Annotated in this window: 12 protein-coding genes and 3 pseudogenes; 6 read left to right on the top strand and 9 right to left on the bottom strand. The window is 41.0% G+C overall.

Going from position 1 to position 15,157, the window contains the following annotated elements; translation table 11 throughout:
* A pseudogene (locus F6K06_RS19470) lies at positions 1-150 on the top strand (transposase); the annotation flags it as partial.
* A gap of 15 nt (positions 151-165) precedes the next feature.
* Here the strand turns inward: F6K06_RS19470 and F6K06_RS19475 are convergent.
* The 5 genes and pseudogenes from F6K06_RS19475 to F6K06_RS19495 all read right to left on the bottom strand — a co-directional run bounded on the left by F6K06_RS19475 (position 166) and on the right by F6K06_RS19495 (position 7,333).
* Positions 166-1,398 carry a hypothetical protein gene (locus tag F6K06_RS19475; protein WP_124145539.1) on the bottom strand — a complete coding sequence of 411 codons (1,233 nt, stop codon included), beginning with the start codon at positions 1,396-1,398 and terminating at the stop codon, positions 166-168.
* 805 nt (positions 1,399-2,203) lie between these two features.
* Entirely contained in the window at positions 2,204-4,294 is a 2,091-nt protein-coding gene (gene fusA / locus F6K06_RS19480; RefSeq protein WP_124145540.1) for an elongation factor G, read from the bottom strand.
* A 354-nt stretch (positions 4,295-4,648) separates the two neighbouring features.
* Positions 4,649-5,614 carry an RNA-guided endonuclease IscB gene (gene iscB, locus F6K06_RS19485; RefSeq protein ID WP_287242860.1) on the bottom strand — a complete coding sequence of 322 codons (966 nt, stop codon included), beginning with the start codon at positions 5,612-5,614 and terminating at the stop codon, positions 4,649-4,651.
* Between the two features lie 74 nt (positions 5,615-5,688).
* Positions 5,689-5,937, bottom strand: a pseudogene (locus F6K06_RS19490) (RRXRR domain-containing protein); the annotation flags it as partial.
* Positions 5,938-6,412: 475 nt separating this feature from the next.
* Entirely contained in the window at positions 6,413-7,333 is a 921-nt protein-coding gene (locus F6K06_RS19495) for a histone deacetylase (RefSeq protein ID WP_124145542.1), read from the bottom strand.
* Positions 7,334-7,711: 378 nt separating this feature from the next.
* Here F6K06_RS19495 and gyrA point away from each other — a divergent pair, with 378 nt between their 5' ends.
* Positions 7,712-10,369: a DNA topoisomerase (ATP-hydrolyzing) subunit A gene (gyrA, locus tag F6K06_RS19500; protein ID WP_124145543.1), complete on the top strand. Its 2,658-nt coding sequence runs from the start codon at positions 7,712-7,714 to the stop codon at positions 10,367-10,369.
* A 234-nt stretch (positions 10,370-10,603) separates the two neighbouring features.
* Positions 10,604-10,816 (top strand): hypothetical protein, encoded by a 213-nt coding sequence (locus tag F6K06_RS19505; RefSeq protein WP_287287030.1) that lies wholly within the window; start codon positions 10,604-10,606, stop codon positions 10,814-10,816.
* On the opposite strand, the pseudogene F6K06_RS19510 reads toward F6K06_RS19505, so the two are convergent.
* A pseudogene (locus F6K06_RS19510) lies at positions 10,802-11,593 on the bottom strand (IS5 family transposase). The gene F6K06_RS19505 and the pseudogene F6K06_RS19510 overlap by 15 nt on opposite strands.
* A gap of 122 nt (positions 11,594-11,715) precedes the next feature.
* On the opposite strand from F6K06_RS19510, the gene F6K06_RS19515 reads away from it, so the two are divergent.
* From F6K06_RS19515 to F6K06_RS19525, 3 genes are all read left to right on the top strand, one after another.
* Positions 11,716-11,892 (top strand): transposase, encoded by a 177-nt coding sequence (locus tag F6K06_RS19515; RefSeq protein ID WP_192901140.1) that lies wholly within the window; start codon positions 11,716-11,718, stop codon positions 11,890-11,892.
* A 155-nt stretch (positions 11,893-12,047) separates the two neighbouring features.
* Positions 12,048-12,359: a transposase gene (locus tag F6K06_RS19520; RefSeq protein WP_287323287.1), complete on the top strand. Its 312-nt coding sequence runs from the start codon at positions 12,048-12,050 to the stop codon at positions 12,357-12,359.
* A gap of 120 nt (positions 12,360-12,479) precedes the next feature.
* On the top strand, positions 12,480-12,611 hold the full coding sequence (locus F6K06_RS19525; RefSeq protein WP_275670392.1) for a hypothetical protein: 132 nt from the start codon (positions 12,480-12,482) through the stop codon (positions 12,609-12,611).
* A 158-nt stretch (positions 12,612-12,769) separates the two neighbouring features.
* On the opposite strand, the gene F6K06_RS19530 is transcribed toward F6K06_RS19525, so the two are convergent.
* From F6K06_RS19530 to F6K06_RS19540, 3 genes are all read right to left on the bottom strand, one after another.
* The gene (locus F6K06_RS19530; RefSeq protein WP_124145544.1) at positions 12,770-13,276 is read right to left on the bottom strand and encodes a DNA-binding protein; all 507 of its coding nucleotides are present in this window, start codon (positions 13,274-13,276) and stop codon (positions 12,770-12,772) included.
* Positions 13,277-13,456: 180 nt separating this feature from the next.
* The gene (locus F6K06_RS19535) at positions 13,457-13,906 is read right to left on the bottom strand and encodes a hypothetical protein (RefSeq protein WP_124145545.1); all 450 of its coding nucleotides are present in this window, start codon (positions 13,904-13,906) and stop codon (positions 13,457-13,459) included.
* A 60-nt stretch (positions 13,907-13,966) separates the two neighbouring features.
* A complete protein-coding gene (locus tag F6K06_RS19540) occupies positions 13,967-15,103 on the bottom strand; it encodes an RNA-guided endonuclease TnpB family protein (RefSeq protein WP_287242854.1) in 1,137 nt (378 codons plus the stop codon).
* Positions 15,104-15,157 lie beyond the last annotated feature (54 nt).

A 15,157-nucleotide genomic window follows, 5' to 3' on the forward strand; every position in this document is an offset into this window, starting at 1 on the left:
GTCAACTGTTGTATTTACCTCCTTATTCACCAGACCTCAATCCCATAGAGAAATGTTGGTCTTGGCTTAAAAGTCGCATTCGTCACCAGCTCAAAGGATTTGATTGTTTGCTTTCCGGCGATTGAATTAGTTCTGCAAGCAGTGTCCTAACCGCCTTGGCGGTTGCTATATGGCTACTCCATCGGAGAGTGTCAGGTTTTGAGTGCCAATGTTGATAGCTCCTGCGTTTCCTTTGTCTGTGGTTTGGACTGAGATGTTGCCGTCTCCTTTGATGTTGATGCTTTCTGGGGCGGTGAGGTTGATGTTGCCTCCGTTGCCTGTGGAGCTTGTGGAGGCTGAGATGAAGCCTTGGTTGGTGAAGTTGATGTCTAGGTTGGGGTTGGTTTTGTAGGGGCTGAGGGTGAGAACGCCTGCATCTGCTGTGGCTTCGGTTTCGGCAAATATTCCCAGTTCTCCTGCGATGTTGAGTTGGTTGGTGTTGATGGTGATGTTGCCTCCTGGATCTGTTGTTGTTGCTCCGAGGTTGACTGTGGCACTTCTTTGGGCGTTTTCGCCGATGGTGAGTTGGGGGGTGGTGATTTCTATGTTTCCGGCTTTTCCGCCTCTGTTGGTTTCGACTGATAGTTGGGTGTCTGCTTGTAGGTTGAGGGTTTCTGTGGCTTTGACTGTGATGTTGCCTCCTTCTCCGGTGTTTTCGGTGAAGGCTAGTATTTGGGTGTTGGGTTGGATGTTGATTTGGTCGCCTTCTAGGTTGATGTCACCAGCGTTGCCTAGACCTGTGGTAAAAGCGGTGATATCTATACCGTCAGAGAGGGTGATGTTGGGACTAAGGATGTCAATTTGGCCTGCCTTGCCTGATCCGCTGCTGCGGACTGTTATTTGTCCGTTGTCAGTAATGTTGAGGGTTTCTGGGGCGAATAGGATGATATTGCCTCCTATGCCACTGCTTTCGGTGAAGGCAGAGATTTGAGCGTTTTCGTTTATTGTTAGTTGAGTTTCTGTTGTGATGAATATATTGCCTGCGTCTCCTTGGCCTTGGGTGCTGGCAGATATTTCAGCACCATTTTTAACGAATAGAGACCCGGTGGTAATAGTTACACCCCCCGCATCCCCTTCTGCTTCTCGGTTCACATCGCTAAAGACTCCAGTGAGATATTCTGAGTCTCCTCTATCCAAGACTATAGTCTCAGTAGCATTAATTTCCACACTGCCTGCATTCCCCTTGCCGAAGGTATCGGCAGATACTTGAGCACCATTAATAACTTCCAGAGACCTGGTGGTAATAGTTACATCTCCTGCATCCCCTTCTGCTCCTGGTTGCACTGCGCTAAATGCTCCAGTGACAAATTCTGAGTCTCCTCCATCCAAGACCACAGTCTCAGTAGCATTAATCTCCACAGTCCCTGCATTCCCATTACCAAAGGTATTGGCAGATATTTGAGCACCATTTTTAACTTCCAGAGACTCCGTAGTAATAGTTACATTTACGGTCGGGCAGACGGAAATTAACGCCTCTGGAGAGAATGGCCTCTGCTTTGTTGAGGAAACTCAATCTAGTAAGTCAGCTCGAACGAAGAGAAAGAGCAAACCCAAATCGTGAGGTTTGGAATCCCCCGTGCTTTAGCCGGGGGAGAATGTCAATATATCAAATATCCCATTAGGGAAAAAATAAAAAATTTTGTAGGAGGTTTCCACCGAACCCCCCCTACAAGGTTTTCTAGAGATGTCTATACAAGGCTTTTCTACTTGACATACTCCCGACGTTGTGCTTACGCGACAACCCAGGATTCTTCAGTCAGGAAAAAAACTGACCGCTGTTTTGCCAGAGGTGATGTCAACCCCCTGCGTTGATCTTGATAGTAACAAAATACCTCCTAGGTTGTTAAGGGTATAAGAAAATTTAGTGCATGGAGGTATCTGACTCTTGGCCTTGGCTTTCATCCCGACGCTCCCCTAATAGCTGCCGCACTTGCTCCGCCAACAGGAGAGCGCGGGACTTCCCGCCAGGGAAGTTAATTTTAAGTTTTCAACCCTGTATAGAACCCATTTGGTATCTTGAGCTGGATGACAATTTTGAGCCATGGAGTCGGGAGTGGGATAGAAGCAATAATTGAAAATACTTCAATACACCCCATCCCCCATCTCCTCATCTGCCCCTTTATTTTTAAATAGATCTCAAATGGGTTCTATATACCAGACCTAACTATTTCTTCGCTTCTTCACGCTCTTTAGCTTCCTTAATTACCACTTCCGCCACATTAGCAGGGCAAGGTGCATAATGGGAAAACTCCATTGAAAACTGACCTCTACCAGAAGTCATAGTCCGCAAGTCACCAATATAACCAAACATCTCACTCAATGGCACATCTGCTTTAATACGAGTACCCATGGGTGATGAATCTTGAGACTTAATCATTCCTCGACGGCGGTTGAGGTCTCCAATCACATCACCAACATGATCGTCAGGGGTAAACGCATCAACCTTCATTATCGGTTCGAGTAACTGAGGAGATGCTTTAGAAAAAGACTGTCGATAGGCCGCCTTAGCAGCAATCTCAAAGGCGATCGCCGAGGAGTCAACCGGGTGAAAAGCACCATCCATCAACGTAAACTTCATATCCACACAAGGGAAACCCGCTAACATACCCTTTTCAAAACTACTTTCAAAACCCTTTTGCACGGCTGGCCAAAATTCTCTGGGCACATTTCCACCAGTCACCTTTGACTCAAATTGGAAACCTTCACCTGGTTCAGCTGGCTCAAAAATATAGTCAATCTTAGCAAATTGACCAGAACCACCAGACTGCTTCTTGTGAGTATAACTATCTTCAAGACGCTTAGTAATAGACTCGCGATAAGCTACTTGTGGCTTACCAACTTCCACATCAACCCCATAAGTCCGCTTCAGAATATCAACCTTGATATCCAAATGCAACTCACCCATACCCTTGATAATAGTTTCATTACTTTCCGGGTCTGTCTCAACTCGGAAAGACGGGTCTTCCTGAACCATCTTGCTCAATGCCATGCCCAGTTTTTCCACAGAACCTTTGTCTTTTGCTGCCACAGCAATAGAAATCACTGGATCGGGGAACACCATCGGTTCTAGAGTTGCAGGATTTTTAGGGTCACAGAGAGTATGACCAGTTTGGACATTCTTCATACCAACGATAGCAACAATATCACCAGCTTGAGCTGATTCAATTTCTTCGCGAGAGTCAGCGTGCATTTCCACCAAACGTCCAACTCGCTCAGTTTTACCTGTAAAAGTATTCAGCACTGTGTCACCTTTGGACAACATACCAGAATAGATGCGGGTAAAAGTTAGAGCACCATATTTGTCGTCCATGATTTTGAATGCCAAAGCACGCAGAGGCTTCTCAGGGTCAACATAAGCTAAATTACCAGTCTCATTACCCTCTAGATCGATCTCTGGCTGTGGTTTAACTTCAGTCGGGTTAGGTAGATAATCAACTACCGCATCTAGTACCAACTGCACGCCCTTATTCTTGAAAGATGAGCCACAGTAGGTAGGGAAGAAAGCCAACTCATTGGTTCCCTTACGGATGCAGTTCTTGAGAGTGTCAATATCTGGCTCTTCTCCTTCCAGATATTTTTCCATCACTTCGTCATCTTGCTCCACAGCAGTTTCAACCAACATTTCCCGATATTTCTCTACATCATCAACCATGTTCTCTGGAACGTCTTTAATTTCATATTTGGTTGGGTCTCCAGAATCATCCCATACCCATGCTTTGCGGGTTAGTAGATCGACTACTCCCACAAAATCATTCTCAATACCAATAGGTAATACCATTACTAATGGCTTGGCCGCGAGTACATCTTCAACCTGCTTCACAACCCTGTAGAAATCAGCTCCGGTCCGGTCAAGTTTGTTTACATAGATAATCCGAGAAACTTTAGAATCGTTGGCATAGCGCCAGTTGGTTTCAGACTGGGGTTCCACACCACCAGAGCCACAGAATACACCAATACCACCATCAAGTACCTTGAGAGAACGATATACCTCGATGGTAAAGTCAACGTGGCCAGGGGTATCAATAATATTTAACTGGTGGTCTTTCCAGAAGCAGCTTGTGGCAGCGGATTGAATTGTAATACCCCGCTCTTGCTCCTGTTCCATAAAGTCTGTTGTTGCTGCACCTTCGTGGACCTCACCGATTTTATGGATTTTTCCGGTTAGTTTCAGGATTCTTTCGGTTGTGGTGGTCTTGCCTGCATCAACGTGGGCGAAGATGCCGAAATTACGATAATTAGTGAGGTCTTTTTTCATAATTTAACTCTCTTGTTAGGTGCTACACTTTTGTGTTACTTAAGTATTACATATAGGCGGTAGATTTAGCCTTAGCAGCTAGGAGAGAAATCACTACACAGGTTTCTGCTAGTTAGCTGGCCCTAAGCTGCCGCTGGATTTCAAACATTGGGTTTGAAATATCTGTTTTATGCCCATAATTATATTGCTGATTTTGACATACTCTTCACTTTTAAAGTACAGTAAGGGAGTATTGTGTCTATTTCATGGCATTTCCTGAATCAAGTTGTCCATTTATACTGATGATTGGCCTTTCTAAAATATTTATATTTTCCTACGCCCCAGGGTACTTTTATGCTCTTAGAAAAAATATACTTAAAATGAGTAATTGTATCCATCTTGTCTATGGACCGGTTGGATATGGTTTCGAGATACAGACAAAATTTGATCCCCCTCTCGGATATCAAAGTTGCCTTTGCTTGTCACAGTTTTCATCCTGACTGCTTTTAACCCAGCATTTTGGCCTTTGACGACATTGATCATATCCCCTGTTTTCCAACCTGGTACAGGTTTTTTTGCTTTGTCACCAATCCTAGGAAAACCATATTTATCCATCTGTACCATTTGTCGGCAACCATGTCCCATTGCTGTGACGACCAGGGGTTGAGAAGTAAATATTGTTAACTTTTCAATTTCACCAACGCCAGCAGCATCTATCCAATGTTCTTTTGGCAAATTCAACCGACAACGGTTATATTTAGTACCAGCACCACTACCGGTAATCACACGCAAACCTTTTGCTTTTAAAGTTTCAAAGATTTGAGTGTGGGTTGTGTTGACTGCAGCAGCATCTTTTAATGGCGTTTTGGCAACCTTTAGAACATGAGCTAGTATAGACGGTTTATTTTCGAGAAATTCCCGAATATCCATAGCACCCTTATTTTGGTTGCATTGATGACAAGCTATGGCTAAATTAGACACCCGATTACTACCACCTTTTGAGCGTGGAACTATATGTTCAACTTCTAAGGGCGTATCTATTGCCCCACAATCAGCAGATAATCGACCCCATTTCTCTAATAGATACTCCCGGACATGATCACCAAATAGTTCCCCTTTTTGATATTCAACTCCTGAAATTTCTGGGTTCTGTATTTTCTGGGTGTCAAACTTGACCAATTCCATAGTCAAACTACTTATCGGACTTAGTTTACAAAGTCTATTAACCCAAGTTTCTACAGTCATATCATGTCCGGTAGCATCGGTATTGTATAGAAAAGGTAGGCAACAGGCAAAAGCTCCGGAAGGCAACAGGCAACAAACAGGAAGGCCATTGAGCAAGAAAAAAACTTAAATTTCCTGTAGATATCCACGCTAACTTTTACACAAACGCGCCCCAACGGACATGATCTCAAAACCCGATGCCTGAAACTTGGTGGCAGCCATCCTTTGTTTCGTTTGCGGTTGAAAAATCTGCACTTACGGTAGCGAGTTTTTCGACGACGACCTCGACGAAGAGTTCGCCGTCGCTCCAAAGCATTCTTGATTTACTGACCACGATGGATTAAAACCATTGCAAAGATAACTTCTTCACTTTGGGTAACCATTGCAAAGCCTGTTTGTTTAGAACCAGGGTCAATTTTTAATTGCAAGCCTTGATTTTCTTCAGCTATCAATTTATTTTAGATGTAAAGTTGGCCTCGCCCGGTTATTTAAACTTTTTACGTTCGGCACACTAGCTTTTCAAATCTCTTTGGCTGTTTAATGCCGAACAATAGAGGTTGGAACTGGCCTAGCATCCCGACGTATTGTCACCAAAATAACGTTTACTTGAAAAAAGTGGGCTGGACTAACCATTTAAACACAAAATTTGCGTTTTGATTAGATTTGTGGTTAGTACCCACACAACCTAGAGAATTACAAAATTGCAAATTAATTGAGTGGTAGCGAATCAATCCAGTCTCAGTTAAAATATAATTATTCATATCATTTCATGTCCGTTTAATTTAAGTCCTGATAATGTTTGATTTTGAAATCTTCGATCGCTTTAACTTACCTACATCTTCAAAGCTTCCCTATTGCCGGAGGTACTGATAACTGCTAACACAGTTCTTCCGGTAGGAGGCTAACTGAATTAATCTACAAACAACGTTCAATTGTTGCTACTACTGATTGAGATAAGCTAGGTAGGTCATAACCACCTTCTAAACCAAATAAGATTTTGCGGGTTATTTGCAAACAATATTTTGTAAATTCTCCATAGTCTTCTGGTTGTAGAGCAATACCTGCTAATGGGTCGTCACGGTTAGCATCATAGCCAGCACTAACAATCAATAAATCTGGTTGAAAGCTAGCTAAAAAGGGTACAACTTTTTGCTCGAATGTGGGTTGATAAATTGCCATTGTGGTACCTGGTGACATGGGTAAATTTAATACATTATTGTGGAAACCATGTTCATCAGCAGAGCCAGTGCCTGGATAACAGGGAGATTGATGGAGGGAGCAGTAGGCTATATTTTCGTTGGTTTCGACAATTTCTTGAGTACCGTTACCGTGATGCACATCCCAGTCTAGAATGGCGACTTTGTTAATACCTGGTTTCTCTAGAGCATAATGAGCTGCGATCGCCGCATTGGAAAATAAGCAAAATCCCATGCCTCGTCTACTTTCAGCATGATGTCCAGGGGGTCTCGCCAACACAAACGCCGGATTGGCATTTGCTAATACTAGATCGACTCCATCTAACCAAGCACTTATCGCTAATAATGCCACATCATAACTTTTCGCAGAAACTGGCGTATCTCCATCCAAATAACCGCCACCTTGATTAGCTATTTCTGCTACTGCTTGAATATGGCTGCGAGAGTGAACTTTTTCTAGTAGTGTCATCAATGATGAATGACGTTGTTGCACCGGGGTGGGCGATCGCCATTGCAATTGGCCATTGTGAGGAAAAGTTTTGAGAGTTTTGACAATTGCAGTTAAACGTTCTGGTCGCTCCGGGTGTAGCATACCAGTTTTGTGTTCGAGAAATTCATCGGAATAAATAACAGAAATCATCAGTTAATTTTAGATATTAGATTTTTTTTGATTAAATGAAACTTTTTATCTTTTGATTTTGGGTTTAATACCCCCCTGTCTACACGGTGTTTACAGATGGTTGGAGTTATAAGTCATTGACTATCCCCCTCCACTTTTTCCTTCTTTTTTCTTCCTTCTTCCTTCTTCAGTGTAATCATACCAGTATTTTAACTTGAAATCGGACGGAAAATACTTATCTATTACTCATTAATTTTCTCAAAAAATAGACACAAAATATGCTATAATTGTAGACGTAAACAGCATAATTTGGCAAATACACCGAACTTAATCGGACGAAATCCAATTTTTTCGGTTTTTTGCTAATTCATTATATATTTAACGGAGTTTTTCATTAGTATGACTACTTCTGAGTCACGAATTGTACCGACCGATCTCCGTAATGAAATGTCCCAATCATACCTAGAATATGCCATGAGTGTAATCGTAGGTAGGGCATTACCAGATACTAGAGATGGTCTCAAACCCGTACATCGCCGCATACTCTATGCCATGAACGAATTAGGGTTAACAGCAGACCGCCCTTTCCGTAAATGCGCTCGTGTTGTGGGAGAAGTGCTGGGTAAGTATCATCCCCACGGCGATACAGCGGTGTACGATGCTTTGGTGCGAATGGCTCAGGATTTCTCAATGCGATCGCCCCTCATTCACGGTCACGGTAATTTTGGTTCCGTAGACAATGACCCACCTGCGGCTATGCGTTACACAGAGTGTCGTCTACAAGCGCTCACTTCTGATGCCATGTTGCGGGATATTGATGCAGAAACAGTAGATTTTGTAGATAACTTTGATGGTTCTCAACAAGAACCGTTGGCATTGCCCTCCCGCATTCCTCAACTATTCCTCAATGGTTCGTCTGGTATTGCAGTGGGAATGGCAACTAATATTCCTCCCCACAACTTGGGGGAACTTATTGATGGTTTGTTAGCACTGATACACAACCCAGAAATAACTGATACTGAGTTAATGCACTACATTCCCGGTCCTGACTTTCCTACAGGGGCTCAAATTCTGGGAAAATCTGGTATCCGTGATGCTTACACACTCGGTCGCGGTTCTATAACTATGCGGGGAGTCGCTACTATAGAAACTCTCGAACAGCGCGGTCGTCCTGATAAAGAAGCTATTATTGTTACAGAGTTACCTTACCAAACTAATAAAGCAGCTTTAATTGAAAAAATTGCTGAACTGGTTAATGACAAAAAAATTGATGGCATTTCTGATATTAGGGATGAAAGCGATCGCGACGGAATGCGGGTAGTTATCGAACTCAAACGAGATGCTTATCCTAGAGTTGTACTCAATAATCTTTATAAACAAACCACGCTACAAGCAAATTTTGGAGCTAATATTTTAGCATTAGTAAATTCAGAACCCCAGTTACTAACGCTGAAAAAATATCTCGAAGTTTTCCTAGATTTTCGGATAGAAACTATTACGAGAAGGACTCAATATGAACTCCGAAAAGCTGAAGAAAGAGACCATTTATTACAAGGTTTGTTAATTGCTTTAGACAATTTAGATGCAATTATTCAATTAATTCGTCAGGCTGCAGATACTCCTACTGCTAAACAAGAGTTAATTGAAAATCATGGTTTATCTGAAGTACAATCAGACGCAATTTTACAAATGCAGTTAAGAAGATTAACAGCATTAGAAGCGCAAAAAATTGAACAAGAGCATGAAGAATTACTGTTAAGAATTGCTGATTTACAAGATATATTAGCGAAACGGGAACGGATTCTAGAAATTATTGAAACTGAAGCTTTAGAAATAAAAGAACGTTATGCTACTCCGAGAAGAACTATCATTGAATTAGCAGAAGGTGAGCTAGATGATACAGATTTAATTGCCAATGAAAAAGCAATTATTTTACTAACAGAACAAGGCTATATTAAACGGATGCCAGTTAATACTTTTGAGGCTCAAAGTCGAGCAACTCGTGGTAAGTCTGGTACGAAAATGAAAGATGATGATGGAGTTGAACATTTTCTCAGTTGTTGTGACCATGACAGTATTTTATTCTTTACTCAAAGAGGTGTTGTTTACTGTCTAAATGCTTATCAAATTCCTATTGGTTCTCGTATAGCAAGGGGTGTACCAGTGGTACAAATGTTACCTATTCCACGAGATGAAAAAGTAACTTCTATAGTGGCAGTTTCTGAATTTACGGATGACAAATTTTTAGTGATGTTGACCAAAGGTGGATATATTAAAAAAACACCTTTATCAGCATTTTCTAATATCCGTTCTAATGGATTAATCGCTATTTCTCTCGCTGAAGGCGACCAATTAAGATGGGTAAGAAGAGCGAAAGTTGATGATAGTGTGATTATTGCTTCTAGTTCTGGGATGGCAATTCACTTTAGAACGGATAATAAGCAATTACGTTCTTTGGGTCGTAATACTAGAGGGGTAAAATCTATGAAACTGATCGAAGATGATGAGTTAATTAGTATGGATATTTTACCCAGTTCAATTTTAGATAAAATTGCTGATGTTGATGAGGAAGAATTAGAGCTAGAAGAAGCAGAATTAGAACTAGAAAATGGAGAAATAGAAGAGGAAGAAACTGAAGAAACTACATCAGTTAATAATAGTGGTCCGTGGGCATTAGTTATTACTACTGGTGGTTATGGAAAGCGGGTGCCAGTTTCTCAATTTACCTTACAAAACCGAGGTGGTAAAGGTCGCATTGCTACTAAGTTTAAGAAGAAGAAACGGAAACAAGATAAATTAGCTTCTTTACGAATAGTCAACGAAACTGAAGAATTAATAATGATTACTACTCGCGGAATTATTATTCGTCAAGCAGTTGACGCTATTTCGATTCAATCTCGTAGTGCTACAGGAGTAAGGGTACAAAAACTAGATGACGCAGATACCATCGCAGAAGTAGCTTTAGTTCCTGCCACTGAAACAGAAGAAATAGAAGATATGGAAGAAATAGATGCAGAAGAAACAGAAGATATAGACCCAGAAGATATGGAAGAGTAAGGAGGTAGGGATAGAGAGTTAAATATAGTTATATAATCCCTCCTTCGGGAGTAAGGAGAAAGGAAAATTGTATGAAATTCTACCCTACTCCTTACTATCATCTATTTATAAATATTTATAAAAAAATTGCCTTTTATTAGGGCGTGTCATCAATTAAAAAATTGACAAGTAGGGGTATTGTATGCTCTAGGTCGATGGCAATCGCTATGCTCATAATACCAAATTGATAAATGTTTGCTACAAATAGTTAGGATATTTCTTAGGAGTCAACCCACCCCTCGCCCCTCCCCCTCCCAGGAGGGGAAGTCAGGAGTCAGGAGTCGTATAGGAAGGGCTTCAATACCATTTTTTAGGTCGGAAGTCATCTTTTTTGTCAAAGGGAATATTCTGAAAAGTCTTTTTATTCCTCTTACTATTCGTAACATTATTTTTTCACGCTTGGTATAAAATGACTGAGGCTACCAAATAAATCCCTCCCAGGAAGTTAAACGAACGTTGATCGTATCTAGTAGCGATATAGCTGCCGCTAGGCGGAGCCAACGCTGGATACTCTTTGAGTTTGGCAAAGAAATTTTCGATTCATAGACCTGCTTTGTACAATATCTGATCATAATTACGCAGTTCACGCGCAGTTTTTTTTTTCGGGGAAATCACTACTTCTATTCCTCTGTGGGTCAAAGGCGATTGGCACCCGCTCCTGAGCATCATCAGCTTTTTCCCCTAATACTGCTTCCGCTTTTACCATCGGTAATACTACATCTGCCCCATCCAAGTCCGATGCTTGACCAGTAGTAAAAAAAATTAGTAGGATTACCCAGAGCATCTACTACTCCATGTATCTTGGTACTCAACCCTCCTTTGCTACGGCCAATGTCTTCCTGTTCTGCACTACTGTCCTTCACTCCGGCACTATGTTGATCAGCACGAACAATAGTGGCATCGATCATGGCATATTCGTTATCTGCATCCTCAGCTAGAGTTTGAAATAGTCTTTCCCAGACTCCAGAACCGCTCCAACGGCTAAAACGGGTATGGACAATGCGGAAGTCCCCAAATCTTTCTGGTAAGTCTGTCCAAGGAATTCCCGCCCGATATCTGTATCAAACCGCTTCTACAAAGAGGCGGTTGTATGCATGCTGTTCTTCCTACAGTTCCTTCACGGCCTGGTAGTAAATGTGGAATGGGTTCCCATTGGTCGTCACGCAAACCATAACGTCTAGTCATTGAGAGCAGTCCTATGCCTGTTATTCCTGTAGTTATTCTTTATAGAACCCCTGAGCGTATCTTTTCCGTCCAAGTTTATACTAAGTAGCGATCGCCAATTATCCTAAACAAGAGTTAGGCAAATGCCGTATTCAAGCAGTTTAACAGACAAAGAATGGGTTCAAGTTGAACCATTATTGCCAAAAAAGAAGAAAACTTGTCCCACAAAATGGACGAAAAGGCAAATACTTGATGGTATCCTCTACCAACTTAAGAATGGTTGTAATTGGTGTGATTTGCCCTGCATATTTGCCTCCTGATTCCACAGTTTTTTGGCAGCAGCTACATTCAGCTGGAATTAAGAGGCACTTAGCAGTTGATAGTCTTGGTTTTCCTTTTTTTACCCACTGTACATGCATCATCAGAAACTGATGATGTAGGATGAATAGAAATGATCTCAAACAACATCGACTATTTGAAATCCAAACCAGTCAATATTCCTCAGATTACTATCTTACTTGATCATGGATACCACCCCGAAAAGATCATAGAGGAGTTAAAGAAAATTTATCCGGCAATTATGACTAAGATTCGGTTTAAACTATCGCCAAAACCATCAAAGTTAGAGAAAGAGAATCTGGGAAAAAAAGGGTTTGTTCCCGTTCAAGCCTGGTGGGTGATGGAAAGAACCAATCCCTGGATGGAGAGGTGTAAAAGCTTGACTAAAAATTTTGTTTGCGCAGCATTCCGCAGGAAAAGAACCCTGGAAAATGCTACTTCCAAGTAAATTATGTGTTTTATTCGACTAATGCTTCAGAGATTGGCGATCACCTAAATTTTTAGAGATACGCTCAGGGGTTCTATAAGCATACTATACCTTTAATGTCAACCTCTTTATCTTTAATTGATGACACGCCCTAGTATTAATGGAGATTTTCAAGCAGCTTCCCGTTGGTATTTATATCAGTTTATTCCTGAATCTAATTATATTGCTGTTGTAGTAGTGGCAGGGAAAAATCAAAGTTTGAGTTTTTGGTAGATCAATAATATTGACATTGCTTTTTAAGATGCTTATTGTCACAAAATATAGCAATCCCAAATAGATTACAATAAATCAGAACTTACGCATCCACAACGCGACAGTACTATTTAATAGTATAAATAAAAATTGGTTGAATCTAAAAATCAGACCCTACCTTAACCAAAGCCTTGAGGTTTGTCTTCTTGCAGTTCTACATCCCGGAAAAATTTGCGAATAATTTCAATATCAGGCTCTGTCTCAATCCACAGCCGCGCACCACCAGCTTGACTTTTGTTAGGTTTATGAGGACGATAGACTATTTTGCAGTTTCCCAGAATTTCTACTTCGTGGCAGCGATGGTTTTTGCCTCCTTGTTTGACAGAAATTGCTGGAAGAGAAGTACCGTGGTCTCGGTTATAGTCAATTTCTCTTCGCAGCACATGGATAAAAGTATTGCCTGTACGGAATCCTTTATTCCAAGTTCCTTGAGGACCTCGACGACCAGGAGTAATTTCTGGCATTCCCCGACTATTTAAGGGAATGATCCAGAAGCGTTTGACTTTTTTGGCTCCTTTGAGACGACCTTGCCTGAGAAGTAACCTGAGTCTAGCGGTAGAAATATTTAGAAGAAATGCTGCTTCTGTTGTACCAACTTTATCTGGTTCAGTATTTGTATCTTTCATAAACTGTTTCGGAATATATAAAGGATGAACTGGATAACCATTTACAGCGTTGCATAAATGCGGGATGATTTTAATAGTTTTGTGAAATGAGCATCTTGCCCAGTCCTTATATTTTCGGGCGGGCAGGATGCCCATCCCACTTATATTTATCCCTTAATTCAGCAACGCCCCCATTTACTATCAAACCACATTCGAGATTAGATTGGCTTTGGTTTGTGCTTCTACTTTTTTGAGAAAAGGGACAAAATTGGTGCCGCCAGTTCCCCTCTGCTCTTTGGGAGCTTGTTGGAGGATATATTGAGCAGCAATTGCCAAGTGCTGTTTTCTAAAGTTCATTAGCTCCTCAACGCAATGATTGTATAAATCACATAAAGCAGGATGACTCTGTTGGTGGTCGATTATAAACTGTTTGATAGATGGTCCTGACCAAATGGCGACAATAAACTGGCGGTGCCTGGGGGACATATAGGAGTGCATCTCCTGCAAAAACGATTGAGTGTTACCTGCGTGTTGTATTCCTAAACCAGCGTCGAGGGACTGTACCAGGGAACATAGAGCTGCACTACCGCCAGCGAATTTTTGCGGTACATCACTGACCGTTCTTAGAAACCTATGATTATCTATATAAATCTATGATTTTCTATAATAAATAATCTGTTCTATTCTTGCTTCAACCTGGCAACGTCGGCGTTATCCAGTCCACAAGCTGTCACGGTCGTTCGCGCTAGCGTTGCGGAGCAAACTGACCGCCTGAGCTAAATTTAACGCTGCGTTCAAGTCTCTATCGCAGCTAAAATTGCAGTCTTCGCAAGTGAAAGCGCGCTCTGATAACAACAGAGACTCTTTTACAGTTCCACAGTTACAACAGGTTTTAGAACTGGGAAACCATCTGTCAACAATGGTTAAGGATGAGCCGTATAGTTGACATTTGTACTCTAGCTGCCTACGAAACTCGTAAAAACCCATATCAGCAATAGCCTTAGCTAGCTTATGATTTGCCATCATTCCTGATACATTTAAGTCTTCTATTACTATTTGGCTGTGATTCTTGGCTAAGTAAGTAGTAAGTTTATGCAATGTATCTTTTCTGATATCAGCTATTTTGCTATGTAGTTTAGCTATCTTAAGTTGCGCTTTTTTCCAATTATTGGAAAACTTGACTTTATGTCGATTCAAGTATTGCAACCGAGAAAGTTGAGCTTCTAACTTTCTATAAGATTTGGCTCCAGGAAATACTTCGCCAGTGGATAATGTTGCTAAAGATTTTATTCCTAAATCTACACCAACTACATCTACTGATTTTTCAGTAATTTGAGTTTCTGTATCTGTCTTGAAACTAATAAACCATCTATCAGCTTTCCTGCTAATAGTTACAGATTTAGGAGTTACATTATCTGGTAAAATTTCATAAGTTTTCACCCATCCAATTCTTGGTAATTTAATCTGATTAAAACCAACTGTAATTGAACCATCTAAAGTAAAGCTATCATCTTTACCTTTTTTCTTGAATTTAGGTTGACCAGACACTTTGGTAAAACAGCGTTTCCAACTATTGGATAAATACCTCAAAGCATACTGAGGTGCTGTTTTAGAAACCTCGTAGTACCAATAGTTATTTGGTTTAACCATTGCTACCAAAAGTTTATGGAGGTCGATTGCAGTAGGAAATTTAAGCTTACTATCAGGATTATGCTGGTTATGGTTTAAGATATTTTTAGTTAACCACAAACCCCAATTATAAGCATGACGCGCTACACCCGCGTGTTTAGCTAGCAATGTTTTTTGGTGGTTATTTGGATGTAACTCTGTTTTGAATCCAAGTAGCATAAACAGATAATCCTAGATTTTAATAGATAATACCAGATTTTAGCCAACAGTTAC

This window comes from Okeania sp. SIO1H4 (assembly GCF_010672695.1).
In the GTDB taxonomy this organism is placed as follows: Bacteria; Cyanobacteriota; Cyanobacteriia; order Cyanobacteriales; family Microcoleaceae; genus Okeania; species Okeania hirsuta.